19 protein-coding genes and 2 pseudogenes are annotated in these 24,529 nt (G+C 43.9%); 17 read left to right on the forward strand and 4 right to left on the reverse strand.

Translation table 11 applies throughout. The annotated features are described in order from the left end of the window. The first annotated feature begins 216 nt into the window (after nt 1–216). Together FW758_RS05110 and FW758_RS05115 are read left to right on the forward strand one after the other, a co-directional pair. Complete coding sequence (locus tag FW758_RS05110) at nt 217–2,847, forward strand: TonB-dependent receptor plug domain-containing protein (RefSeq protein WP_446444816.1); 2,631 nt, start codon at nt 217–219, stop codon at nt 2,845–2,847. Nucleotides 2,848–3,100: 253 nt separating this feature from the next. After that, nucleotides 3,101–4,641, forward strand: a pseudogene (locus FW758_RS05115) (IS3 family transposase). 76 nt (nt 4,642–4,717) lie between these two features. Here the strand turns inward: FW758_RS05115 and FW758_RS05120 are convergent. After that, a pseudogene (locus FW758_RS05120) lies at nt 4,718–5,594 on the reverse strand (IS982 family transposase). A 632-nt stretch (nt 5,595–6,226) separates the two neighbouring features. On the opposite strand from FW758_RS05120, the gene FW758_RS05125 reads away from it, so the two are divergent. Genes FW758_RS05125 through FW758_RS05150 form a run of 6 tightly spaced genes read left to right on the forward strand, consistent with a single transcriptional unit; the run spans nt 6,227 to nt 11,181 of the window. Further along, complete coding sequence (locus FW758_RS05125; RefSeq protein ID WP_012088828.1) at nt 6,227–7,009, forward strand: DUF3450 domain-containing protein; 783 nt, start codon at nt 6,227–6,229, stop codon at nt 7,007–7,009. Beyond that, nucleotides 7,009–8,364 carry a MotA/TolQ/ExbB proton channel family protein gene (locus tag FW758_RS05130; RefSeq protein ID WP_446444817.1) on the forward strand — a complete coding sequence of 452 codons (1,356 nt, stop codon included), beginning with the start codon at nt 7,009–7,011 and terminating at the stop codon, nt 8,362–8,364. The genes FW758_RS05125 and FW758_RS05130 overlap by 1 nt, the downstream gene beginning before the upstream one ends. Next, nucleotides 8,364–8,891, forward strand: a complete 528-nt coding sequence (locus FW758_RS05135; RefSeq protein ID WP_006081157.1) for a MotA/TolQ/ExbB proton channel family protein — start codon at nt 8,364–8,366, stop codon at nt 8,889–8,891. Before FW758_RS05130 ends, FW758_RS05135 begins: the two co-directional genes overlap by 1 nt. A gap of 13 nt (nt 8,892–8,904) precedes the next feature. Further along, complete coding sequence (locus FW758_RS05140; protein ID WP_006081158.1) at nt 8,905–9,309, forward strand: ExbD/TolR family protein; 405 nt, start codon at nt 8,905–8,907, stop codon at nt 9,307–9,309. 1 nt (nt 9,310) lies between these two features. Then, complete coding sequence (locus FW758_RS05145; protein ID WP_012088830.1) at nt 9,311–9,931, forward strand: energy transducer TonB; 621 nt, start codon at nt 9,311–9,313, stop codon at nt 9,929–9,931. A gap of 2 nt (nt 9,932–9,933) precedes the next feature. Next, nucleotides 9,934–11,181: a tetratricopeptide repeat protein gene (locus tag FW758_RS05150; RefSeq protein WP_446444818.1), complete on the forward strand. Its 1,248-nt coding sequence runs from the start codon at nt 9,934–9,936 to the stop codon at nt 11,179–11,181. A gap of 75 nt (nt 11,182–11,256) precedes the next feature. Here the strand turns inward: FW758_RS05150 and FW758_RS05155 are convergent, their stop codons facing one another. After that, nucleotides 11,257–11,766 (reverse strand): diguanylate cyclase domain-containing protein, encoded by a 510-nt coding sequence (locus FW758_RS05155; protein WP_259521925.1) that lies wholly within the window; start codon nt 11,764–11,766, stop codon nt 11,257–11,259. A gap of 79 nt (nt 11,767–11,845) precedes the next feature. Here FW758_RS05155 and FW758_RS05160 point away from each other — a divergent pair, with 79 nt between their 5' ends. The 5 genes from FW758_RS05160 to FW758_RS05180 all read left to right on the forward strand — a co-directional run bounded on the left by FW758_RS05160 (nt 11,846) and on the right by FW758_RS05180 (nt 15,452). Continuing rightward, nucleotides 11,846–13,675 carry a DUF885 domain-containing protein gene (locus tag FW758_RS05160; RefSeq protein ID WP_413489548.1) on the forward strand — a complete coding sequence of 610 codons (1,830 nt, stop codon included), beginning with the start codon at nt 11,846–11,848 and terminating at the stop codon, nt 13,673–13,675. A gap of 170 nt (nt 13,676–13,845) precedes the next feature. Next, nucleotides 13,846–14,124 carry a peptidylprolyl isomerase gene (locus tag FW758_RS05165; RefSeq protein WP_006081163.1) on the forward strand — a complete coding sequence of 93 codons (279 nt, stop codon included), beginning with the start codon at nt 13,846–13,848 and terminating at the stop codon, nt 14,122–14,124. A 68-nt stretch (nt 14,125–14,192) separates the two neighbouring features. Next, nucleotides 14,193–14,729, forward strand: coding sequence for a GNAT family N-acetyltransferase (locus FW758_RS05170; RefSeq protein ID WP_006081164.1), 537 nt, complete (start codon nt 14,193–14,195; stop codon nt 14,727–14,729). Nucleotides 14,730–14,803: 74 nt separating this feature from the next. Beyond that, nucleotides 14,804–15,034 carry an RNA-binding S4 domain-containing protein gene (locus tag FW758_RS05175; protein ID WP_006081165.1) on the forward strand — a complete coding sequence of 77 codons (231 nt, stop codon included), beginning with the start codon at nt 14,804–14,806 and terminating at the stop codon, nt 15,032–15,034. Nucleotides 15,035–15,056: 22 nt separating this feature from the next. Beyond that, nucleotides 15,057–15,452, forward strand: coding sequence for a ribonuclease E inhibitor RraB (locus FW758_RS05180; protein WP_011846490.1), 396 nt, complete (start codon nt 15,057–15,059; stop codon nt 15,450–15,452). A 166-nt stretch (nt 15,453–15,618) separates the two neighbouring features. Here FW758_RS05180 and FW758_RS05185 read toward each other — a convergent pair whose 3' ends face one another. Continuing rightward, nucleotides 15,619–16,506: a LysR family transcriptional regulator gene (locus FW758_RS05185; protein WP_012088834.1), complete on the reverse strand. Its 888-nt coding sequence runs from the start codon at nt 16,504–16,506 to the stop codon at nt 15,619–15,621. Nucleotides 16,507–16,662: 156 nt separating this feature from the next. Here FW758_RS05185 and FW758_RS05190 point away from each other — a divergent pair, with 156 nt between their 5' ends. The 4 genes from FW758_RS05190 (at nt 16,663) to FW758_RS05205 (ending at nt 23,632) form a co-directional block, all read left to right on the forward strand. Next, entirely contained in the window at nt 16,663–17,433 is a 771-nt protein-coding gene (locus FW758_RS05190; RefSeq protein WP_259513322.1) for a TSUP family transporter, read from the forward strand. A 433-nt stretch (nt 17,434–17,866) separates the two neighbouring features. Beyond that, the gene (locus FW758_RS05195) at nt 17,867–19,012 is read left to right on the forward strand and encodes an exonuclease SbcCD subunit D (protein WP_446444819.1); all 1,146 of its coding nucleotides are present in this window, start codon (nt 17,867–17,869) and stop codon (nt 19,010–19,012) included. Continuing rightward, the gene (locus tag FW758_RS05200) at nt 19,009–22,065 is read left to right on the forward strand and encodes an AAA family ATPase (protein WP_446444820.1); all 3,057 of its coding nucleotides are present in this window, start codon (nt 19,009–19,011) and stop codon (nt 22,063–22,065) included. Before FW758_RS05195 ends, FW758_RS05200 begins: the two co-directional genes overlap by 4 nt. A gap of 265 nt (nt 22,066–22,330) precedes the next feature. After that, nucleotides 22,331–23,632, forward strand: coding sequence for a peptidoglycan DD-metalloendopeptidase family protein (locus tag FW758_RS05205; protein ID WP_006081171.1), 1,302 nt, complete (start codon nt 22,331–22,333; stop codon nt 23,630–23,632). A 358-nt stretch (nt 23,633–23,990) separates the two neighbouring features. Here FW758_RS05205 and FW758_RS05210 read toward each other — a convergent pair whose 3' ends face one another. Further along, complete coding sequence (locus tag FW758_RS05210; protein ID WP_432325997.1) at nt 23,991–24,446, reverse strand: hypothetical protein; 456 nt, start codon at nt 24,444–24,446, stop codon at nt 23,991–23,993. Nucleotides 24,447–24,529: the final 83 nt, after the last annotated feature.

Consider the following 24,529-nt stretch of genomic DNA (forward strand, 5'->3'; position numbering starts at 1 on the left):
AATATATGTTATAATTTTTGTTTAAAATGTTGATTAACTGTTTGCAATATGGTTGTATTGCGGTGGAAGAGTGATCTAGGAGTTTATATTGTTCCTAGATCTCAGATGGAGATTTAGGAAACTAAATAGTTTTCGAATCACAGATAGAGATAACTTTCTTGTCCACACGGCTTTAAAGAAATTAAGAAAAAAATTATATATCCAGGGAGATAGACAATGCTTACGAATAGCTTATTAGCTAAATCTGTGCGCTTAGCACTGATTGGCGGTGCCACAGTTGCAGCACTTAGTTCTTCAGCTGTATTTGCAGCTGAAGAAGATGGTGCAAACAAAGTTGAACGTATTGAAGTTACAGGTTCACGTATTAAACGTGTTGATATGGAAGGTCCAAGTCCAGTTCAAGTTTTTGACAAAGCGTTTATAGAGGCTACCGGAACACAAACTGTTGCAGACTTCTTATTTCAATCAAATTTCGCAGGCCCTGGCTTAACCTCAGAAAATGCGACTCTAGCTCAAGGTGCAGGAACTGCAAACTTCGATGCTCGTGGTTTTGGTGATGACTATACCGTATTTTTACTAAATGGTCGCCGTTTGCCAGGGTCTCCTGTGGGAGGTTCAGCCGCAACTGACTTAAATAACATTCCAATGGCTGCAGTTGAGCGTATTGAATTTTTGGCTGATGGTGCATCGGCTATTTACGGTGCAGATGCGATTTCTGGTGTTATTAACATTATCACTAAGAAAGATTTTGATGGTTTGTCGGTTAAAGCTCAGTATGGACAAAACCTTGAACACAGTGATGGCGAGCGCACCTCTTATGAGTTAGTTGCTGGCAGTGCAGGTGAAAAACACAGTACTTTAGTTGCTTTTGACTATTTCAAGCAAGAAGTTGTGGAAGCTGTAAATCGTCCTTTGATTAATTCAGCTGTTAGCCCAACTGGCGCTGATGGCCGCTCTCCTGCAGGCTTCCCAGGTACGTGGTTAGAAGAAGATTTTTCTACTGCTTATCCTGTAGCTGATTGTCCTGAATCGAGTAAACGTCCAACTACAGTAACTGATGCAGGCTTCGAGTGTGCATATGATGTTGCGCCATTATATCAAGCGGTTCCTAAATCAGAACGTTTCAACTTATTTGCATCTCATCATCAAGAGTTTTCAGATAATTTAAGCGGTTTCTTTGAAGCTCGTTACTCTCGCGCTAAAACAGAAGTGCGCAACGGTGCGGCGCCTGGTTTATTCGAAGTGCCAGCATCATCACCAGAAAATACTTTCGGCCGAGATATGCTTATCTATCGTCGAACAGTTGACGCTGGACCACGCTCACGTGATGGCGTTAACACAGCAACAAACTTAGCTTTTGGATTAGATTATCGTTTAAATGACAGCCATACGGTTTCTGGTTATTACGCAAAAAGCTGGGTGAATCAGAATCAAATGGGGCTTAATGGCCAAATTTCAAAGAAAGGTCTTTCAGATGCGGTTGCTGCTGGTCTAATTAAGCTAACAGAATTGAACCCTGCTGAACTATGGACTACAGAACCACATACTGCAGCGAATGGCAAAAAATATTGGATTTCAATCCCGACTCATCGTCAGGCGGCATTAACCGAAGAGATTGCCAACATTGGTATGAATGGTGACTTCGAAGTGATGGAAGGCTTAGGTTATGCAGTAGGTTATGAAACCCGTAAAGAAACCTATTACGATTATACTGATATAGCTCAAATTACGGCTGATGTTGCTGGTGGTGCTGCATCTTATGGTATCGGTGACCGCGAAATGAAAGCTGCATATGCAGAACTTGCGTTTACTCCAATTGAATCGTTAGAGCTTTCAGGTGCTCTACGTTATGACGATATCACAACTTCTGTTTCTGATCTCGGCAGTAAAACAACCTACAAGTTGGCCGCATCATGGCGCCCAGTGGATAGCTTGCTGCTTCGAGCATCTCACGCAACAGGCTTCAAAGCCCCAGCTTTAGGTCAACTTTTCTTAGGCGAGAGCTTTGGTGTGACAAGTGCTATTGATACTAAGGCTTGTCAAGCAGATCCAGTAAATGGCTGTAGTAAACGTGAACTTCAATCTAAAAGCGGTGGTAATAAAGATTTAAAACCTGAGGAGTCGACTTCTTACAACTTTGGTTTCTCTTGGGAAGCTATTGAAGGGTTAAGTATTACGACAGATTACTGGAATATTGAAGTTGATGGAAAAATCGGCTCACTTGGTGTTCAAGAAATCATTAACAACGAAGACAAATACCCACAGTTAGTGCATCGTGTAGGTGGAAATTTGTACCATCCTGATGCATATGTTGCAACCAACTTACAGAACCTAAGCTCTGAAAAAGGTCGCGGTATTGACTTCGATATTGGTTATAATTTTGACTTAGCTGGCGGTACTATGAGCCTAGGTCTGAAAAGTTCTTATTTAATTGAGCATTTGCGTCAGTCTTCTGCCACTCAACCTCTTTGTGATGATGCAGGAACGACTAGTGAACCAGAATGGCGTCAAAACCTGCGCGCTAGTTGGGAAACCAGCGATTACGGTGTAAGTGCGAATGCTAGATATATAGGTGAAACTACAGATAACCCAGCTGGTAAGCTAACAGGAACTTGTAATTCTCAAGATCCAAGCACAATTGTAACTGCTGACTCTTATACTCAGATCGATCTTCAAGCTTTCTACTTCTTGCCAACTGGAACAAAGTTAACAGTTGGTTTACGTAACGTGTTTGACGAAGCACCGGTGTACTCAGAAGAAGCTGGTGGCGGTTGGCCTTTCTATGATCAAGCTCTGTATGACAATATGGGTCGTTACATGTACTTATCATTGAGCCATTCGTTCTAATATCAGTTCGAAGTTCAAATTTTGAGTTCTTTAATAAGCCCTAATTTTTAGGGCTTATTTTTTATCAATTTAATTACATTCCAGTTGCAATAAAATCAATCCGAGCGTAAGTAAATAAAGTTCTGGTATTTTTTCAACACTTAAAATTTCAATAATTTTTTAGACGCACAAATTAGGATAGTAAAACCCTGTGTCAGGATAGTTGTCGCCTCAATTAATTGACAAATAAACAGGGAGCGGTAGGTTAAAGCAAGTGAATTATCAAAGGCATTCTGGTCAATTTAAAGAAGCGATATTAACCAAGCTTAGTCAAAGTGACTTGTCGGTTCGTCAGTTTGCAGCGCAAGAAGGCATTAAGCTCTCAACCCTGTATAGTTGGCAAAAGCAATTTAATACCTCAAGGTTAAACTTGTCAAAAGTCAGTTCATCGGATAAGTGGTCAAGTGAAGAAAAGTTTTCAGTGGTATTAGAAACCGCCTCTCTGACGGCAGTTGAGTTAGGTGAATATTGCCGAGCTAAGGGGTTATAGCCTGAGCAAGTTAACACATGGAAGCAAGCTTGTATTGCCGGTAATCCAAGCACGACACTGACGAGAAAAGCCAAGATAACACCTGAGCAGAAGACTGATAAAAAACGCATTAACGAGCTCGAACGAGAGTTACGTAGAAAGGATAAAGCGTTAGCAGAAGCGGCAGCTTTACTCGTCCTCGGAAAAAAGTTCGATGCCTATTGGAAAGAAAAAGAGGAAGACTGATTTCGCTGACTGATAGGCAAAATCACGCCCAGTGGGTCTACACTGCAATCGCATCAGGTGCGAGACAAGATAAGGCCTGTGAGGTGATTGGATTATCAACAAGAACCTTACAGCGTTGGCGAGTCGATGGTGACATTAGCGCAGATAAAAGGCCCAGCGCAACAAGGCCAGCGCCTGGGAATAAACTCAGTCAAGCTGAAAGACAGACTGTGATTGATGTGTGTAACAGTGAAGAGTTTGCCTCATTACCGCCAAGCCAAATTGTCCCTATACTTGCCGACAGAGGTGAGTATATCGCTTCTGAGTCGAGTTTTTACCGTGTCTTGCATGCTGAAAACATGCTGCATCACCGAGGCAAAGCTAAGCCAAGAAATGTCCATAAAAAGCCAACCAGTTATACGGCTAAAAAAGCGAACGAAGTGTGGAGTTGGGGTATTAGTTACCTGCCTACGACGGTGATAGGAAAGCACTATTATCTGTACATGATAGAAGATATTTACAGTCGAAAAATCGTCGGTTGGGAAGTTCATTACCACGAAACAGGTGAGCAAGCTGCAGCATTACTAGAGCGTACCGTCTGGTCAGAGAAATGCTTAAAGAAAGACGTTGTGTTGCACTCAGATAATGGCGCGCCCATGAAGAGCTTGACGATGCGAGCTAAGATGTACGATTTAGGCGTTGTGACCTCACGAAGCCGTCCAAGGGTGAGCAATGATAATCCGTACTCAGAATCGCTATTTAGAACGGTAAAGTATCATCCACGCTGGCCTAGTGAAGGCTTCAAATCATTAGATGAAGCGCGTAAATGGGTCAATGAATTTGTTTATTGGTACAACAACGAGCATCGTCATAGCAGGATTAAGTTTGTGACACCAAACCAAAGGCATGATGGTCTGGATGTTGGAATACTGGCGAAGCGAAAAGCGTTGTATCAGACAAAAAGAAAGGAACATTCAGAGCGATGGTAAAAAGAAGAGCGAAACTGGCAACCAATAGGCGCTGTGGCGTTAAATCCAGAGCAACATAAAGAAGCGGCTTAACAATTTAGGCGACAACTGTCTTGAAAAACGCCGAAAACTCCGAAGTGCAAAACTCGCTAATTAACCTGAGAGCGGTTTAACGAGTCATAACTGCAATAGCATTAAACTCCGCTTTAGTGAGGTTCAGTTGTGGCTTATTATCTTTCAATTGATAGGCGATGAGTCCCGCAATCATATTCAGCATAAAACCATGCACGCTGCGGTGTCTTGAGTGCTCTATTTGAGAGATGTTTTTTAACTGGTCGTTAATGGTCTCTATGATGAAACGTCTCGACAGCATCGCTCTATCCCACAACGACATCGCTTTTGCTTTCATATTTTTACGCAAGTTTGTCACCAGTGTGACGCCTTTCTCCAGCAATTCACTGGACAGTGCTTTACTGATATACCCTTTATCTGCATAGAGTTTATTCATGTCACTGTGTACCATCTCATTCACCGGTTTTGTGTCATGTACATTCGCAGGGGTCACTTTGGCCGCCACTATTCCACCTTGATGATTCACAATCAAATGCAGCTTAAAGCCATAGAACCACCCCATAGTACCTTTACCTCTGGACGCCAGTCCCGCCAAGGTTTTATGGCGATGAATACGCAGGTTATGACACACTTTGATGCTAGTTGAGTCAACAAATTCGATACCAGTGGGGTCACTCTTGAGGCTGGCAAAGTAGCTGCAAAGCGGGACTAAAGCCTTGGACATCACCTCAAGAAAGCGGGTATAGCTGAGTAAATGAGGAAAAGCAGATTTGTAGAAATGAGCCAGATAGCCGATGAAGAAGTTCTTGAAATCACGGTGGTGAGGCATTTAAAAGTATGATGATGGTCATCACTTCGCTCATCGTCATACGGCCAACGCGTTGACGCTTTCGTGTACCATCGGTTAATAGCGTTTTCCCCATTCAGTAATGAAAACCGCACAAAAAATCATCGATATTGCGAAACACTTCCACTAATTAATGCATAGGCTCTTCGTTGTGATGGGGTTTCTCTTGGTCGAAAGACCCGAACACTTGGAGGGCTATTAGTTCAAATTTTCTTATCCAGAGTTCAGGTTAGATAAGCTATCTTTGGTTACAGCTACATAGAAGGTTGCCTTGATTAATGAATCCGTGCTCTACATCCTCTGCAAAATCCTGTATCCCAAAGTCAATACGCAAGTAAAGATGACCTGCTTGAGTTCGTTTCATGTTGAAAGATGTTAATTGACAAAAAACTATTGAACGAAAGATGTTCTTTTATGCTATTGATTTATATTGCTTATTATTAATTTTAGATTTTGGTTACTCAATTTAATTAACTTTACCTGTGATATTTTGTTTAAAAAAACACCTTTCGTAAAATTTTTTATTCATAGCGCCTCTTTACACTAGTTTTTAGTCGGCTGAAATGTTGACACAGGTCAACATTTTGTGAAATGATGCCAGCGGGTCTATGCCTTTAAGGGCGTAGGAAAGGGAAGAAAAAACTAAGAACCACAAGAGAAAGACGAACTTACAGTAATTTTTTCGGCGAGCATTAATTGCTTCTCGTTTTGTTGCTGGTAAGTTAAACCTTTTTATTCACTTCAAATTGGTTGGGAACTATGTCCAAGGTAAGCAATAGAACAAAAATCGCTACTGCACTTGTTGGCGTGCTGGCATTAGCGAGCAGCAACTTAGTTGTTGCAGATCCTCTTACCGACGTGCAGAAAGCGGATAGTATGATCCATGCTGATGCTGCTGCGTCGCAAAAGAACGTTGATAAGTATTTCGATCAAGCACAAGACATGCTTTTTGAGTATGGTTCTGTCGCAGATGAGCGCGAATCACTGAAATCATATAACGATTATGTTGCCAGCTTAGTCGCTGATCAACAAAAGACAATGGACTCAGTGCAAGGTGACATCAATGGTGTTGATAAACTTCGCCAAGGCGTAGTGCCATTAATGTTTAAAATGGTTGAGTCATTAGAACAGTTTGTTCAATTAGATTTACCTTTCAACTCTGAAGTACGTACTAATCGTGTTAATGAGCTGAAAAACCTGCTTAATACTGCTGAAGTTACCTTAGCCGAAAAATACCGTTTAATTCTTGATGCTTATAGCATCGAGCGTGAATATGGTAGTGCGGTTGCTGTTAACCAAGGTAAATTAAACCTAGATGGTAAAGAAGTGTTGGTTGACTTCTTTAACTTAGGTCGTGTTGCTCTTTATGCACAGAGTTTAGATCAAAAGACTGGCTGGATGTACAACCCAGAATCTAAGGGTTGGGACAAGTTAGATGACAGCTACTTGCGTGAACTGACTAAAGGTATCCGCATTGCCCGTAAACAAGGTGCTCTAGATCTATTTGCGTTACCAATTCCTGCTGCGGAGACTGCACAATAATGAAGAAGTTAATTACTACAGCTGTGTTGGCTGCAAGTTTCTCTTTAACTGCTGGTATGGCTAGCGCTGCAGATGCGCCTAAGTCGATTGACCAATTATTGCAGCAAGTTAAAGTTGAACGCGCTGCAGAAGGCAAAATCAACAGCAAACGCGAGCAAGAATTCCAAGCAGAACGTGGTGATAAAGCTGCACTGTTAAAGCGTGAAAAAGATGCATTAGCCGCTGAAAAACAACGTGGTAAAGATTTAAACCAAGCGTTCTTAGATAACGAGCGTAAAATTGCTCAGTTAGAAGAAGATCTGAAAACTGCTCAAGGTGACTTGGGTGAGATGTTTGGTGTGGTTAAAGGTGAAGCCGGTGATTTCGCGGGTAAACTGGCAAGCTCAAACATCAGTGCTCAATACCCAAATCGTGATAAATTCATCGCTGATTTAGGTGCGCGTAAGCAATTACCTAAAATCGAAGAACTAGAGCAATTCTGGCAAGAGCAGCTGTTTGAAATGGCGCAATCTGGCAAAGTTGTTAAGTTCGAAGGTTCTGTTACTGGTATCGACGGAAGCGTTAAAACAACGACTATTCACCGTATCGGTTCTTACAACTTAACAGCCGATGGCAAATACGTTGTTTATAACCCTGAGTTAGGTTTAATTCAGCAGTTATCTCAACAACCAGAAGGTTACCAAGTTAGCGCGGTTGCTGACTGGGAAAAAATCACTTCAGGTACTGCATCATTCTATGTTGACCCTGCTCGCGGTGTACTGCTAAACATCTTCACTAACAAAGCTAGTTTTGAAGACCGTTTAGAAGCTGGTGGTACTATCGGTTACATCATTATTGCTCTGTTAGCACTGGGTTTATTAATCTCTATCGAACGTCTAGTCACTATGACTATTATTGGCGCTCGTGTTAATAGCCAACGTAAGAACGTCGATAAGCCTGGTAACAATGCTTTAGGTCGTATCTTAAAAGTTTACCAAGAAAACAAAGACGTTGATGTTGAAACGTTAGAGTTAAAACTTGATGAAGCGATTCTGAAAGAAACTCCAGCATTAGAAGCGCGTATTTCAATCATTAAAGTACTGGCCGCTATCGCACCTATGATGGGTCTGTTAGGTACAGTAACGGGTATGATTGCAACCTTCCAAAGTATCCAATTATTTGGTACTGGCGATCCAAAACTGATGGCGGGCGGTATTTCTATGGCGCTTATCACTACAGTTCAAGGTCTGGTTGCTGCACTACCGTTAATGTTAATGCATGCAGTTGTTGTTGCGCGTAGCAAGTCAATCGTTCAGATCCTTGAAGAGCAAAGTGCTGGTATCATCGCAGCACATGCTGAGAAGAGGGCTGACTAATGATGCTATACCTGATGGACATTTGGGATTCCGTCAGGGGCTTCATGGCCTCCGGAGGCGACGTCCTCTGGCTTGTAGCGGCTGTTCTGTTCTTAATGTGGGTCTTGATGCTTGAGCGTTATTGGTATCTTAATTGGATATCACCAAAGCAACATAAAGCAATCATAGCTGCATGGGACGCCAGAGAGGAAACGACCTCTTGGTATGCACACCGTATCCGTGAAGCTTGGATGTCCCAAGCGAAGCAAGATTTGAATGCACGTATGCTGATTATTAAAACCTTAGTGGCGATTTGTCCAATGATAGGTTTGTTAGGTACCGTAACAGGTATGATTTCAGTGTTCGATGTGATGGCAGTTCAGGGGACGAGTAATGCTCGTTTGATGGCGGCTGGTATTTCAATGGCGACTATGCCTACGATGGCAGGTATGGTTGCAGCATTATCGGGAGTGTTCTTCAGTACTCGCCTTGATGCAAAAATGAAGATCAGTTTAGAAAAGCTAAAAGACAGCATGCCGCACCACTAGAGAGAGATTGAACATGGCACGTAAAAAGCATTCCAGTATAGATGAGGAAGCGCAAATTGATATGACACCGATGCTCGACATCGTGTTCATCATGCTAATCTTCTTCATTGTAACAACGTCATTCGTGAAACCATCTGGTTTGGACTATAACAAACCAAAAGCTTCACAAGCGACTTCAAAGCCTTCGGCGAACATCTTTATCGGCGTCAGCAAAACGGGCGTGATCATGATGGAAAACCGTCAGGTTGATATCGAACGTGTAACAGCAAACGTTGAACGTATGCTGGCTGAAGCTCCTGAAGCTGCTGTATTGATTCAGGCTGATAAAGACGCAATGCACGGCTTAGTTGTTAAAGTTCTAGACCAAGTGAAAGCGGCTGGTATAGATAAAATTTCGGTATCTGCGGGGAACGATTAATATGCTAAGAGCACTAGTATCGATCATTATTGGTGCTGCTGTGACTTTTGGTCTGTTCGCTTTTATGGCGTTCTTGGTCGGTGGCGGCGCACAGCGCGGCGAAACATCGGCCGAGACCCCTGTAATTGAAATCACTATGGATAGACAGGATTCAAAAGCACAGAATAAGCCAAGGGTAGTGCCTAAGCCACCACCACCACCAGAGCAACCACAGAAGCCTGATACAACGCCACCTGATTCATCAAGTAATATTGATACATCAATGTCGTTCAATATGGGCGGTGTAGAAGCTGGCGGTGCAAGTACTGGTTTCAAATTAGGCAATATGATGACTCGCGATGGTGATGCTACGCCTATCGTTCGTATCGAACCTCAGTATCCAATTGCTGCGGCGCGTGATGGTAAAGAAGGTTGGGTACAACTTCGTTTCACCATCAACGAACTCGGTGGTATCGATGACGTTGAAGTTATTCAAGCTGAGCCAAAGCGTTTATTTGATAAAGAAGCGATTCGCGCACTGAAGAAGTGGAAGTACAAGCCAAAGATTGTTGATGGCAAGCCACTGAAGCAACCTGGTCAGACAGTTCAGCTGGACTTTACCTTAGATAAGGGAGGCAAATAACGATGCGTAATGTTAATAAAATCGCAGCTCTATTATTGCTTTCTGTTTGTGGCGGGACATTAACACTTTCTTCTGCGGTAGCGGAAGAAAAGTGTCCTATCGACAAACGTCAATCTAAAGCGGTAGGCGAAGGCGCAGCGAAGAAAGTTCAAAAGTCGTTCGAAGCTTATACTAATGGCCAGTTAGATGAAGCCATTGCTATTTTGCTCGAAGCTAATGCTAAGAACGACTTCGATAAGGCTTATGTTGCACGCATGTTAGGTAACTTTTATGCCGAAAAAGGCAAAATGGATACTGCGATCAAGTACCTAAAACAAGCTGTTGAAGCTGATATTTTAGGTGGCACAGATCATGCTGCAACTATGCGTCTTTATGCGGATTTGCTGTTACAAGAGAAGAAGTTTAAGGAATCGATTCCTTACTACTACAAGTGGATGGAATTCACTTGTAAATCTGACTCTCAAATATACCGTCGTATTGGTATTGCATATTCAGAGCTAAAACAGTGGGATAAAGTGATTGAAGTGGCCGATAAAGGTCTTTCATTAGCTGAAACCCCTGATAAAGGCTTATATCAGATGAAGCTAACTTCTTACTTCAACCAGAAGAAGTATAAGAAAGCTGTTGGCGTGTTAGAAGTCATGGTGCCATTATTCCCAGAAGATGGCAGACTGTGGGTTCAATTAGCGCAGTTTTATTTGATGGTTGAAGACTATGACAAGTCTCTTGCTACTTACGATTTAGCTTATAGAAATGGTTTCTTAGATAGCGCAGGTAACATTACCCGTTTAGCACAATTGATGGCACAGAAAGGTGCTCCATATCAAGCTGCTAAAGTGTATCAGAAACACATGAAATCAGGCTTGATTGCTGAGGATGCTAAGTCCTTAGAGATTTTGGCTGGTTTCTATCAAAATGCTAAAGAGTTTAAGCAAGCAGCTGATTATTATGGTAAAGCTGCCGCTATAAGCAAGGATGGTAAGACTTACCTGAAACAAGGTCGCTTACTAAACTTGGATGAACAATACACTGCTGCGATCCCTGTGCTTGAAAAAGCCATATCCATGGGCATTGATCATCCTGGCGAAGCAAACTTCGAATTAGCTTTGGCTCATTTAAGTTTGAAACAGTACAAGTCAGCTTATAACCGTGCAGTATTAGCTGCTAACGATAAGAAGACTGAGAAGAGTGCAAATAGCTATATCTCTTATATCAAAGAGAAAGCACGTATGCATAACATCACACTGTAATCGCTTGGCAGTTTAGCGTTTGAATTTGAAAGCCCCGAAAGGGGCTTTTTCTTTGCTACTAATTACAACACAAGCTTACTGTAAGCGGATTAAAGCTTGTGATTGATCATGGCTTTTTTCAAGATCTTGTGAGAGTTGGCTGACATTACTGAAGAGTGACTCGATTTTGTTTTCTTGCGTCGGTAAGCAAATACCGGCAGCAAGTTTATAATCGATTGTCAGCTTATGATTTTTACCAAAATCTTGGTTAAAGTCAGATATTTGTTGTTCTATTCGCTTTAACACTACCTCAGTTCCCACCTCATCTATGTTGAATAAACCCAGCGCAAAGTGATTATGATCAAGCCTAGCAATCATATCTGTTGCTCTTAATAGTGCTTCCTGCACTTGTTTGGTAAAGAATTCGAGTAAATGGGGTTGTTTGACGGTTTCATGAATGTGAGGGCACAGATACAATAGTGCCAAGCTTTGGTGTTCTCTCATGTGACGATGCCATTCTCGGTTGAATACTTCCATGAAATAGGTTTGGTTATAGACTCCAGTTTCTGGATCCCTGAAACCTGAGTTGCGGAACGAGTAGATCATAGATTAACTCCGATAGCAGACCTTGAACTAAGTATAGAAACAGTTCTGCAATAGCGGGCCAAAAAGGAGAAATATTAAAATGAAATTGGGTTTATTGGCAGGTTCGATAGCGTTAATCTTCACCCTTCAAGGCTGTTCTAAGCCTGAAGCCACTGCAGTTCAAGAAAACAGCCAAGCTAATGCAGTTGCAGAGCAGGGCGAAACACAAACGGCCGAGCAGCGTTATTTAGCGCTTGTGGATGCTTATTTTAAAGATTACCTAAAGCTTGAGCCCATCTACGCCACCTTTGTCGGCGTTAATGACTATAACGCCGATTTTGGCGGGGATCTAACCGAAGATTACCTCAAGGCTCGCCATGATCTTAATACTCACTATTTAGCTCAGGTGCGCGCGATAGATCCAAAGCAACTGCCCGCTGATTTACAGTTAAGTTATGATCTGTTTGTCTATGACCGTGATATGGCGTTGGTGGACGAAACTTTCCCATCTCGCTTTATGCCGATAAGCCAGTTCTATAGTACTGTTATTACCATGGTGCAGTTGGGAAGTGGCGAGAGTGCACAACCTTTTAATACTGTTCAAGATTATCGTAATTGGGAACAGAGAGTCGATGGTTTCATCAAGTGGGTAGCGCTTGCTGAAAATCGGATGAATCAAGGCATTGAAAGTAAAGTGGTGCTACCTCGGGTGTTGGTAGAGCGCATTATTCCCCAGTTAGACGCTATGCTAACGACTGATGCGACTCAGAGCATTTTCTACTCGCCCATTCAGCATTTTCCTGAGAGTTTTTCTGAGCAAGATAAAGCGGAATTGACAGCTCGTTATCAAGCCATGATAGCCGAACGTATCGTGCCAGCGTTAACGGACTTGCGTGATTACTTTAAGCAAACCTATTTACCCAAATCGCGGGCGACTGATGGTTGGTCTGGTTTACCTAACGGCAAAGCCTGGTATCAGCATCTGGCTAACTCACATACGACCACCACTATGTCTGTGGATGAAATTCATCAAATTGGCTTAAGTGAAGTGGCGCGAATTTTATCTGAGATGGATAAGGTACGTGAGCAGGTAGGTTTTAAGGGCGATTTGAAAGCATTTTTCGCGTCTTTATCTTCCGAATCTCAGTATTTCTACAGCGACCGTCAAGGTTTGATTGATGGTTATATGGTGTTGAAAGATAAAATCAATCAAGTGTTGCCTAACTACTTTAATGTAATGCCAAAGGCTGATTACGTGGTTAAGCCGGTTGAAAGTTTCAGAGAACAATCTGCGGCGGGTGCTTCTTACGAATCGCCAGCGGTGGATGGCAGTCGTCCAGGCGTGTTCTATATCAACACTTATAACCTCAAGGCGCAGCCAAAGTGGGGCATGACGACCTTATCTTTACACGAGGCTGCTCCTGGGCATCATTTCCAAATTGCAATCAAGCAAGAGCTAACCGGTGTGCCTGAGTTCCAGCGTTTCAGTGGTTATACGGCTTTCGAGGAAGGTTGGGCACTTTATGCTGAGTACTTAGGTATTGAGATGGGCTTGTTTACTGATCCTTACCAGTATTTTGGCAAGCTTTCCGATGAAATGCTGCGTGCGATGCGCTTAGTGGTAGATACCGGTCTTCATTCAAAAGGCTGGAGTCGTGAACAAGCGATTCAGTACATGAAAGATAACTCGCCGATGGCTGAAAGTGACATAGTCGCTGAAGTGGAGCGCTATATGGCGATCCCTGGTCAAGCTTTGTCTTACAAAGTCGGTCAGCTGAAGATCCTGGCACTGCGCGCCCGCGCTGAAAAAGCCTTGGGTGATAAATTTGATTTAAAAGCGTTCCACGATCAAATCCTCACCTCAGGTTCATTACCTATGGCGGTCATGGAGAACAAAATCGATCGTTGGATAGCGTCTAAACAGGCTTAGCCCGTAATATGCCGTTATTTGACTTTGATGTGAATGACGGCATTTTAAGACTTTTTTATTCAACAGAAAGTTTTTATACTGTTGATTCAAAACCTGTTAAAACGGATGTTTTAATGGAAATTCAATGATATTTGGGGCAAATGTCTCATGATCCTCACAGGAGTTTTACTATGGTCCAGGCAACAGCAAGACATTTGTTAGTCAGCAGCGAAGAGCAATGTCAAGCGCTGAAACAGCAAATATTGGAAGGCGCGGATTTCGCTCAAATTGCTCGCGCGCACTCTTCTTGCCCATCAGGTGCCCAAGGCGGCGAATTGGGGTCATTCGGTCCTGGTATGATGGTGAGAGAGTTTGATGAAGTTGTCTTCAGCGCGCCATTAAACGAAGTGCAAGGTCCAGTTAAAACGCAGTTTGGTTTTCATTTGCTTGAAGTGACCAGCCGCGCGTAAGTTTTACAGCTTATTTTACGGCAGCTTTTGCTGCCGTTTTTGTTTTATCTGCTCATCACGGAGTCACTATGCTGGAACTCTACACCGATAGATTGAAACTCAGGAGCTTACAAGATAGCGACTGGGAACATTTTTATGCGTTGCACAGCGATCCTGAGATTAATCGCTATGTGCGAGTGCCAGAGTCGCAAGAGGTGATCCGCAGTAAGTTTCAGCAGCGCTCCGATACTTGGTTTTACGGTTCAGGCGATTGGCTCACCCTAGTGATTGAGACCGTTGATACAGGGCAATTTGTCGGATTAACAGGTCTTTATTGCCAAAGCCTTGATGAGCAGCGTGCAGAAGTGGGTTACTTGCTGGCCGCAGAGGGCCACGGCAAGGGTTATGCGACTGAGAGCTTAATGGCGGTTATTGATTGGGCCTGCTTAAGTTTTAATGTGCATAAATTTGTTGGTCATTGCGCCAAAGATAATCATGCATCGGCGCGGGTTCTTGAAAAGTGCGGCTTCAGGCTTGAAGGCTTACTCAGGCAGCAATTCAAAATGGGTGAAAACTGGCTCGATGAATCGGTCTTCGGTTTACTCGCCGATGAAAGACGTCTCTAGCCAAATTATCTTCAGCGAATTTTGTGCGGTGCTGGTATAATGCCGCAGGTTTATTTTTAGAAGGCGTGTATTAAGTGGCGCAAATTAATCAATTAGCTTTGCATTCTGGCGAAGATTTCATTGAATTGTACAAAGTACTAAAAGTGCAGGGCATGAGCAATGCCGGCGGCGAAGCCAAGCATTTTATCGAGGAAGGTCAAGTCACTGTGAATGGTGAAGTTGAAACTCGTAAACGTAAAAAAATTATTGCGGGCGATATCGTCAGCTTTAATGGTGAATCAGTTCAAATCATTGCGGCAGAATAAGCCTGAAACAGTGGAGCAAGATATGCAATTTCCAGATGATGACAATGGTAAAATGCTGGCCGCAATGGCTGAAGCAGGAATCGATTTAACAAAAGAGTTAGATGTTGATTTCTTTTTGGTTTTTGATGACCAACGTGATGCTGAAACGGCGTTAGAAGAACTCACAAATTCTGACTTGCAAGGCGAGCTTGAGCTAAATCTGAATGATGAGCTGGGCAAGTGGGAAATCATTGTTTGCCTCAATATGGTACCTGATTACGATACTTTGGTTGAGCAAGAAGTCATGTTGAATGATTTTGCCGCCGAATTCGGTGGTATGACCGACGGCTGGGGCGTAATGCAACACCAAGACGGTGATGACGAGTTTATGGAAGATGATGACCATGAGCATGTCCACGGTGCTCATTGCAATCACTGATCCTGATTTGCTTTGACCTTTGAGTCTAAAAAACCACCTTCTTGGTGGTTTTTTATTGCCGTTTTTTTGCGCCCATTTGTTGCACTTGTTTTCAGTACTCAATAGTCTTATTTTGCTCACATTGCGTTATTGCACTTTGCTGGAATGGTGACATTCCAAATGTTGTTTAGTGGCGATAAGGCGCAAACACTTCTAACAACCAGTCGATAAAAGCTTGGGCTTTTAACGGCAGGCTAGGAGATTTGGGTGTGAGCAGGTAGTAGCGATAGGGGCTGGTGAAAGGGGCGTCAAAGGGAATGACTAAGCTGCCGTTTGCCAATTGCTCTTCGATAAAAAATCGCGGAATAAGCGCTGCCCCCATGCCACTGGCGGCGGCTTGACTCAGCATGTAGAAATGCTCGACGCCAAAGGTTTGTGCTTGGGTGAGTGTTAAGCCCACTTTTTCTGCCCAATATTCCCACAGTTCGGGTCTTGTAGTGTGTTTCAGTAAGGTGACGTGATTGATATCTTCGATATTTTGCAGTTTTGGCGCTAACGAAGGCGCGCAAACCAAACACAAATCCTCATCCATCAGTTTGATATAATTCGCGCCCTTAGGAATAGCTGTACAGCTGCGAATCGCAATATCATAACGGCCTTGGCTAAAGTCCACGGCAAAGTCACCAATCGACAAATCGACATAAAGGTGCGGATGGCGGGACTTAAACTGCTCCATTCTCGGGATGAGCCAATTAATGGTTAAGCTTGGCAGCACATTGATGGCTAAGGTTTGTGGCTTAGAAGGCTGACGGCGTAGGTCACTCGTTGCACTTGACAGGGTTTGCAGCGCGGCTTGGACATGGGGCAAATAGCGCTTGGCTTCATCGGTTAAACTGACTTTTTTATGTAAGCGCACAAAAAGCGCAAAACCCAAATAATCCTCTAATACTCGGATTTGTTTACTGACCGCACCATGGGTGACATGCAGCTCCTTGCTGGCTAATGTCATGCTCTGCAAGCGTGCAGCCGCTTCAAAAGCACGGAGGGAATTCAGTGGCGGCAGTTCGGTCAACATTTGATGTCCTACAGTTGCGGAATTAGAACAGGATTACAGATTTTGTGTGAATTTAACTCACGCAGTGACGACAATAACTCCTTTGCGTTTATTTGGCAAACGCAGTCTAATGCCCAGCAATCACTCCCTTTTTTATCAGAAGAATAATAAATCATTATGGAATTTGAACTGACGCTACAAATCGCAGCGATACTTTTTGCCGTCGCTATGGTGGCTGGTTTTATAGACTCAATCGCCGGTGGCGGAGGCTTGCTGACCATACCTGCACTCATGTGGGCTGGCTTGCCGCCTGCGGTTGCCTTAGGCACAAATAAGCTGCAGGCCTGTGGCGGCAGTTTTTTTGCCAGCTTGTACTTTGTCCGTAAAGGACTCGTGGATCTTAAATCCGTAAAGTTAGCCTTGATCTGTGCGTTCATCGGCGCGGCATTAGGCACTATTCTCGTTCAACTCGTCGATACCAAAGTGCTGGAATTAATGTTGCCATTTTTGATTTTGGCAATTGGTTGTTACTTCTTATTTTCGAAAAAGATTTCTGAAGACGATAAGCATCAAGTGCTGACACCTACCGCGTTTGCGTTCACTGCCGCGTTAGGTGTGGGATTGTACGATGGTTTTTTTGGTCCTGGCACTGGCAGCTTTTTTGCGCTGGCGTTTGTATCGTTAGCAGGTTTTGGTTTGGCTAAGGCTACGGCTCACGCGAAACTACTTAATTTCTCAACCAACATAGCTTCGCTGATTTTCTTCGCCTTGGGCGGCAAAGTGATTTGGTTATTAGGGTTAGTCATGCTCGCAGGACAAGCGATTGGCGCAACTTTGGGTTCTCGTCTGGTTGTGACCAAAGGCACGAAGATCATCAAGCCGCTCGTTGTGACTATGTCCCTTGCCATGAGCTTTAAACTCCTCGCAACGCAATATCACTTATTCTAATTGATTGTTTTTTTATCAATAAGCGCAGCATTAAACGGCGGATTAGTTAATCTTCGCGCGTAAGCTTAAGTTATTTTATTTTATTTTATTTTATTTTATTTTATTTTTATCTTATCTGAGTGACGTTCACCTTGGCTCATAAGTTTAGCTGAGGTGGATATCGCTCAGAATATCTTCTAAAGAGGATTGCAACGCCTCTTCCTACTTTGCAATAGGTGTACTCTTTCAAGGTTTTTGAATAGTATAACCTGTCAATTTTAATGCACTTTTTAGGCTTCTCATTTTTCTATGTGCATTTAAACGCTATGTCTTTATTTAATACGATTTAACCCGATTTGCATGCGTGCTGTGTCTATCTCGTCTGCCTTTTTTGCGTTGATGTGCCGGCACATGCGCTTGGGTTTAGCGCTACCACTTCTTTAAAAGAGCGATTATGAAATTTATCCACACCTCGGACTGGCACATAGGTCGTCAGTTACACAATCAATCATTACTGGATGACCAAGCCTTTGTGCTCGAGCAAATTATTGCATTAGCAGATGAGCATAAGGTGGATGCTGTGATTGTGGCGGGGGATATTTATGACAGATCGATTCCGCCAGCAAACGCGGTTGCGCTGTTAGATGATGTGCTCAACCGCTTAGTACAAGATTTAGGCCTGCAAGTGATTATGATTGCCGGTAACCACGATGGCCACGAGCGCTTAGGGTTTGCGGCAAAACAAATGGCGGCAAGTGGGTTACATATTATTGGTCCCTTGAGTGCTGACATTCATCCTATTACTTTGTCGAGTACAAGCGGTGATGTGGTTTTTTATCCCTTGCCTTACGCTGAACCTGCAACAGTTCGCCAAGTGTTTGAGTGTGAGGCATCGAGTCACGAAATGGCCATGGATGTGTTGCTGGAAAAAGTGCGTCAGCACGATAGCCAAGGCTTACCCAAGGTGGTGATAAGCCATTGCTTTTTGGATGGTGGCAGCGAATCAGAATCAGAACGGCCGCTCAGTATTGGTGGCGCCGATAAAATATCGCCAAAGCTCTTCACTGAGTTTGATTATGTCGCCCTTGGACATTTACACGGACCGCAATACAAAGGCGCCGAGCATGTGCGCTACTCAGGATCGATTTTGAAGTATTCCTTTAGTGAACAACATCAACACAAGTCGGTGACCTTAGTCGAACTGGGCACGCAAACGCCGATTGATATCCGTTTATTGCCGTTAACGTCGATGCGTGATGTTCGCATCTTAGAAGGGGAGTTAGACACTTTACTCGCCCAAGGTAAAACGGATGCAAAACGTGAGGATTACCTTATGGTCAGGCTCCTCGATAAACATGCGATTTTAGACGCTATGGGTAAACTTAGGGCCGTCTACCCTAATGTGCTGCATTTAGAGCGGACAGGCCTGATGGCGGGGCAGCAGCAAGTTGCTTTGAGCCGGGATCATATCAAAAAAGGCGAGATGGACATGTTTTGTGACTTTTTCTCCCAGGTGTCTGGCGAGTCATTGACGCAGGCACAGCAAGCCGTGATGGATGACCTCCTGACTAAGCTGCACAATGAGGAGCGCCAAGCATGAGACCCCTTAGCCTTTCAATGTCAGCCTTCGGCCCCTTTGCATCGACTCAGGCACTTGATTTTACAGCTCTTGGAACCAATCCGTTATTTCTTATCAACGGGCCCACAGGCGCGGGCAAGACGACCTTGCTCGATGGCATTTGTTTTGCGCTTTATGGCAAAACCACAGGTAATGAGCGTGAAGGTAGCCAAATGCGCTGCGATATGGCCGACGATAGTTTACTAACAGAAGTCACTTTCAGTTTTCAGCTCGGCAGTAACAGCTATCGTATTCGCCGGGTGCCAGAGCAAGAAAGAGTTAAGAAAAGCGGTGACGGCTCGACAGTGCAAAAGCCTGAAGCGCAGCTCTTTAAAATTGACGCCGATGGCAATGAAAGCTTATTAGTTGCCAGTAAAGTGTCCGAGGCCACCGCTGAGATTGAAGCTTTGACTGGGCTCGATGTGGAGCAGTTTCGCCAAGTGATGGTATTACCTCAGGGTAAGTTTCGCGAATTGTTAATGGCGGATTCTAAGGCGCGCGAGCAGATATTTAGTCAGTTATTTCAAACGCATATTTATCGCCGGATTGAAGATACCTTAAAAAATAAGGCTGCCGATATTAGCGGCTTAGTGAAAGAACAACGCAGCCGCCGCGATGGTATTTTACAAAGTGCTGGCCTAGCATCCGATGACGAGCTTAGCAATGAATTAGCCAAGCTCACACCTGAACTTGCGCTCGCTCAAAGTGCTAAGGAACAGGCATTACAGCAGCAACAATTAATCATTAAAACCAGCGATGCCGCTCAGCATCTACTGGCTGAATTTGCGCAGTTTGATATTTTAACTCAAACCGCTGCCACGCTCGAGGCGCAGCAAGAAAGCATAGTCGCACAAACCCATAAGCTGAACTTAGCCAAACAAGCGCAGCGTTTAGCGCCTATGGTTGAGGTGTTTTTAGCCCGTGAACAAGAAGCAAAAGCCGCCAATCTCGCCTTTAGCAATACGCAAATGGCACTGACTCAGGCCAAGCAAGCCTTTGATGATGCCGAGCTCAAAGCGCAAGACTTGCCCGTATCGGAAGCGTCGCTACTGGAACTGGAACAAGCCAAACAGCAACTGAATGCGCTAGGGCCGCAGCTTAGGGAGCTGGATAGACTCAATAAAACCCTCGAGCAAGAGCAAGCGCAGTTAGTTAGGGCTAAAGCACAGCTTCAGATCAGTAAAAATGAGTTAACCGCAGTGACTCAAAAACGCCGTGAACTGGAATCGGCTTTGCCACCATTGCAGGCCAATAGCGACACTCGCCTCTCATTGCAACAGGCGCACCAGCAGCAACAGCAGTTATTGTCGACTTATCAGCAATGGCAACAAGTGGCGGCAAGGGTATCGTCGACACAGGCAAAACTTGCCAATGCGAAAGCGCAAGGGCAACAACTCAATGCTGAGCATCAGCAAGCACAGGTTGCGCATAAAGCCCTATTATTGACTTGGCACCAAGGACAGGCAGCCATTTTAGCGCGGCAATTACAGCAAGATGAACCTTGCCCCGTCTGTGGCAGCCAAACGCATCCACAGCCAGCACAGAGCCAAGAGCCGCTCCCAAGTGATGAAGCGCTGCAATTGGCCCAAGACGCTGAAACGACGGCCCAAGATATCCTGAGCAAAGCCAGAGCGGAATACCGCGGATTACAGACACAGTTAGAAACCTTGCAGCAACAAGCGCAAGATCTCGCGGCCCAATTGGGCACAGCGGTTGATATTTCTCAAGATGAACATGCGCATACCTTGTCGCAATATGCTTTCTCACTCACGCAAGCTGAGCAAGCTCATCAAGATTTGCAGCAGTTACAGCAAGAAATTGTCTTGTTGCACGCGCAGGAAACGCATCTGCAACAAAAGCTGGAGCAAGGACAAACACACGATAGTGCGCTGCAATCTAAAGTGGATTTATTGCAGGGGCAGTTGGCGCACATGCAGCAAAGCGTCCCACCTGCGCTTGCAACGCTTGAGGCATTAACCGCAGCAATCACGCAAAACCAGCAACAGATAAGCCAGATTAAACAGCAGATTGCTGACGTGAGGGCGCTTCAGCAACAAACAGGGCAAACCTTTGTTGCAGCTAAAGCTGCATTGAATGGTGCCGAAAATACCGCTGAGGCGGCATTAGCTCAGCAAACGCGTGCCCAGCAGCAACTCAATCAGCAATTAGTCGCAGCGGGATTTACCGACCAACAGGCCTTATTTGCGGCCATGCTGGATGAAGATCAACTGCATGCATTAGCCAGCGAGATTGAGGCTTACCAGCAGCGCAGTGCTTTGACCAAGGCGCAGTGCGAGCAGTTAGCGCTGAAGCTCAAAGATAAAGTACCACCCGATAGCATTAAGCTCGCTGCCGAGCTTGAGTCGGTGCAGCAAGCATTACACGCAGCAGAGCAGGTATGGCAGTTACTTCACACTCGCACAGTACTACTGACCCAAACTCAAACCCAGCTGAGTATTGCAGATACGAAAGCTAAGGCGTTAGACGATGAATATGCAGTTATCGGCACGCTTGCCGATGTGGCGAATGGGAAAACAGGCAATAAGATCAGTTTGCAGCGTTTTGTATTAAGCGTACTGCTCGACGATGTGTTACTCGAAGCGAGCCATAGGCTGCATCTGATGAGTAAGGGACGTTATCGCTTGCTGCGCAAGGAAGATAGAGCAAAGGGCAACAAGGCGTCTGGGCTCGAGTTAGAAGTGGAAGATGCCTACACCTCAAAAGTGCGCCCTGTGGCAACCTTAAGCGGCGGCGAAAGTTTTATGGCGGCCTTGTCCATGGCGTTAGGGCTATCCGATGTGGTGCAAGCTTATGCTGGGGGGATCAAACTCGACACTTTATTTATCGATGAAGGCTTTGGCAGTTTAGACCAAGATTCATTGGAATTGGCGATTCGAACCTTGATGGATCTGCAGTCTTCGGGCCGCATGATAGGGGTGATCTCGCACGTTTCTGAGATGAAAGAGCAGATAAATACTCGCATCGACATCAATAAAACCTCACATGGGAGCGAAATGACGATAGTTTTGCCTTAGTCGCTCGTTCTCTCTGAGTCCAATAAATAACCTGCTGTTTTGTATATGTTATTTATTGTGACTCTTGCGTGTTTAACATTACGATAATGTGCGCAAACTGAGTTGAAAATGCCAACTGGCGCATGTTTCTTGTTAATAGTCAGGTAAAAGTACGAAATAGCATTTGTCATAATGGGATTTTTGGGATAAGTTGGAAAAAATTCGGGCTTCCCTCATAGGGACTGGTTCAAAAATAAAACGCAAAGTTAACGAAAGGTGAAAAGCGTTGCAGACAGGCAAACCCAACTTTATCAACTTATCGCAAACCCGTTTGCAGAACTTATCATCGACCCAAAAAAACATTCTATTAATGGGTGGTTTGTTGATTGGCGCTGCTATGTTAATGCCGAATAATGGTCATGTTGTGCCAACTGCTCAGCGTATCCCTGTTGTCCTCGATATTGAAAATATTCTCCCCCAAGTTTCTGAACCTGAAGTCCAAGATCAAGCAACCCTTATTAATAACGCTCCACAGTTTGAGCGAATTATCGTTTCTGGTGATACCTTAAGTGGGTTATTTTCGAAAGCGGGTGTTGATCAGCAGACCATGTATAAGGTGTTAGAAGCTGATTTAAATATTTTGGCACTTGATACCTTATTGCCTGGTAACAGAATGCAATTTTGGCTCGATAACGAAGGCCAATTACAGAAATTAGAACTTTATTTTAACGCCGCTCGCCAAGTGGTGTTTACACGTTATGAAGACGGCAGTTTTAATGTTGAAGAAGTCAACGTTGAAGGCGTTTGGCAAAATCGTATTATATCTGGCGATATTAAAGGCTCATTCTACGTCTCTGCACAAAAAATGGGTTTAGCTGCGGCAGACATTCAGCGGATTGAAGATTTACTCAAAGAAAAATTGAATTTCGCCCGTGATTTACGCGTTGGCGATAAATTCTCTGTTTTGGTAAATGATCAATATGTTGAAGGTGAAGCGACGGGCAGTAGCCAAATTTTAGGCGTGAGTATTAAAACTGGTCGTTCTGAAATTAGTGCATTTCAATATACTGATGGCAGTTATTACGATGCCAAGGGCCAGAGTTTAGTACGTGCGTTCCAGCGTTATCCATTAGCTAAACAACCTCGCATGAGTTCCCGTTTTAATCCATATCGTAAGCATCCTATTACTGGCCGTATTTCACCCCATAACGGAACCGACTTTTCAGTGCCTATCGGGACTAAAGTGATAGCTCCTGGTGATGGTGTTGTTAGTTTAGTGACTGATCACCAGTTCGCTGGTAAGTATATTGTGATTGACCACGGTGGTAAGTACCGCACCCGTTACCTGCATTTATCTAAGGCGCTTGTGCGTAAAGGTCAACGAGTGACACGAGGCCAAGTGATTGCTTTATCAGGTAATACTGGTCGTTCAACGGGTCCACACTTACATTATGAATTCCATATCAATGGTAAACCTGTTGACCCGTTGAAAGCGGATATCCCTATGTCTAGCAAATTAGCGAATCAAGACTTACGCACATTTACCAATATGGTGAAGAGTCGTGAAGCTATGATGAACCTTGGCTAATAGAGTTAATCTCGTCAAGTCTGAGTAAGCGTTTAAAGATTTTATTAATGCCGATGAAATGCAAATTTCATCGGCATTTTTGTTTCCATCATTCTTCTTGTTGTAGATGTTTTTCTGCTATCACAAGTATTCTTACAAGTTGTAAGGAAGCTTTAAATTTATTCGATCCGCAGTACTAACGATATACACAGAAGGGGATAAATAGAGCTGATGTGGTGAGCTTCAGTTAGGGTGTTATAGCGAGTTATTCTTTTGACAGTTAAGAGACTCAATTTGGCAGCTGATGACCTTTAAAGCTAACTAGCACGCTTTATTAGGGACTGAACAGAACTAAATACGTAGCGTTAAATAGCGTCTATCAGCTTGCTTGGCGTCTTTGCATCACTTTTAATGCACACTTGCACAGTTTACCTTTTAGAGCGGGACAGCCACCGCAGGGAGACTTTTTAAAAGGACGTAATGCAAAGCTGTGTTCTGTGGGTAAAGGAGTGAGCCGAGTAATCATAGTCGATGAAAATGTCGCATCATTAGCAGCAATAAACGTAGCCTTCGCTAGTTTTAACTGTTTCTTGAGTGCGGATTTATTGCTATGGGCAAATTCTTGTTGTGAAATGTGCTTCGTGAGTAATTTGGTGAGGTGTTTGCGCTGAGCTTTTTTATTAGTCAAAGATTTATCAGTCAGGGTGTTCAGATGAGATAAGGATGGAATCGCTTTTCCTGAACTTGAAACAGATCTTGCCTGTGTTTTGAGTAACTTTTTAGCTTGTTTTTTACACCACTTGCTCAAAAGTTTATCGATATTCTGTTTCGTCATTGTCGTTACTGAATTCTGCAGCGTGAGATACTTCAATATTCTAAATGAAAACTATTATCAGTCAAGTTGTGGGTGAAAAATAT

Source organism: Shewanella sp. 1180_01, from assembly GCF_052850535.1.

Bases quoted from the DNA above. Each gene is read 5' to 3' on its own strand.
- FW758_RS05140 (WP_006081158.1), top strand. From the start codon at position 8,905: ATGGCACGTAAAAAGCATTCCAGTATAGATGAGGAAGCGCAAATTGAT.
- FW758_RS05135 (WP_006081157.1), top strand. From the start codon at position 8,364: ATGATGCTATACCTGATGGACATTTGGGATTCCGTCAGGGGCTTCATG.
- FW758_RS05145 (WP_012088830.1), top strand. From the start codon at position 9,311: ATGCTAAGAGCACTAGTATCGATCATTATTGGTGCTGCTGTGACTTTT.
- FW758_RS05170 (WP_006081164.1), top strand. From the start codon at position 14,193: ATGCTGGAACTCTACACCGATAGATTGAAACTCAGGAGCTTACAAGAT.
- FW758_RS05160 (WP_413489548.1), top strand. From the start codon at position 11,846: ATGAAATTGGGTTTATTGGCAGGTTCGATAGCGTTAATCTTCACCCTT.
- FW758_RS05200 (WP_446444820.1), top strand. From the start codon at position 19,009: ATGAGACCCCTTAGCCTTTCAATGTCAGCCTTCGGCCCCTTTGCATCG.
- FW758_RS05210 (WP_432325997.1), bottom strand. From the start codon at position 24,446: ATGACGAAACAGAATATCGATAAACTTTTGAGCAAGTGGTGTAAAAAA.
- FW758_RS05190 (WP_259513322.1), top strand. From the start codon at position 16,663: ATGGAATTTGAACTGACGCTACAAATCGCAGCGATACTTTTTGCCGTC.
- FW758_RS05125 (WP_012088828.1), top strand. From the start codon at position 6,227: ATGTCCAAGGTAAGCAATAGAACAAAAATCGCTACTGCACTTGTTGGC.
- FW758_RS05155 (WP_259521925.1), bottom strand. From the start codon at position 11,766: ATGATCTACTCGTTCCGCAACTCAGGTTTCAGGGATCCAGAAACTGGA.
- FW758_RS05130 (WP_446444817.1), top strand. From the start codon at position 7,009: ATGAAGAAGTTAATTACTACAGCTGTGTTGGCTGCAAGTTTCTCTTTA.
- FW758_RS05195 (WP_446444819.1), top strand. From the start codon at position 17,867: ATGAAATTTATCCACACCTCGGACTGGCACATAGGTCGTCAGTTACAC.
- FW758_RS05110 (WP_446444816.1), top strand. From the start codon at position 217: ATGCTTACGAATAGCTTATTAGCTAAATCTGTGCGCTTAGCACTGATT.
- FW758_RS05150 (WP_446444818.1), top strand. From the start codon at position 9,934: ATGCGTAATGTTAATAAAATCGCAGCTCTATTATTGCTTTCTGTTTGT.
- FW758_RS05185 (WP_012088834.1), bottom strand. From the start codon at position 16,506: ATGTTGACCGAACTGCCGCCACTGAATTCCCTCCGTGCTTTTGAAGCG.
- FW758_RS05165 (WP_006081163.1), top strand. From the start codon at position 13,846: ATGGTCCAGGCAACAGCAAGACATTTGTTAGTCAGCAGCGAAGAGCAA.
- FW758_RS05180 (WP_011846490.1), top strand. From the start codon at position 15,057: ATGCAATTTCCAGATGATGACAATGGTAAAATGCTGGCCGCAATGGCT.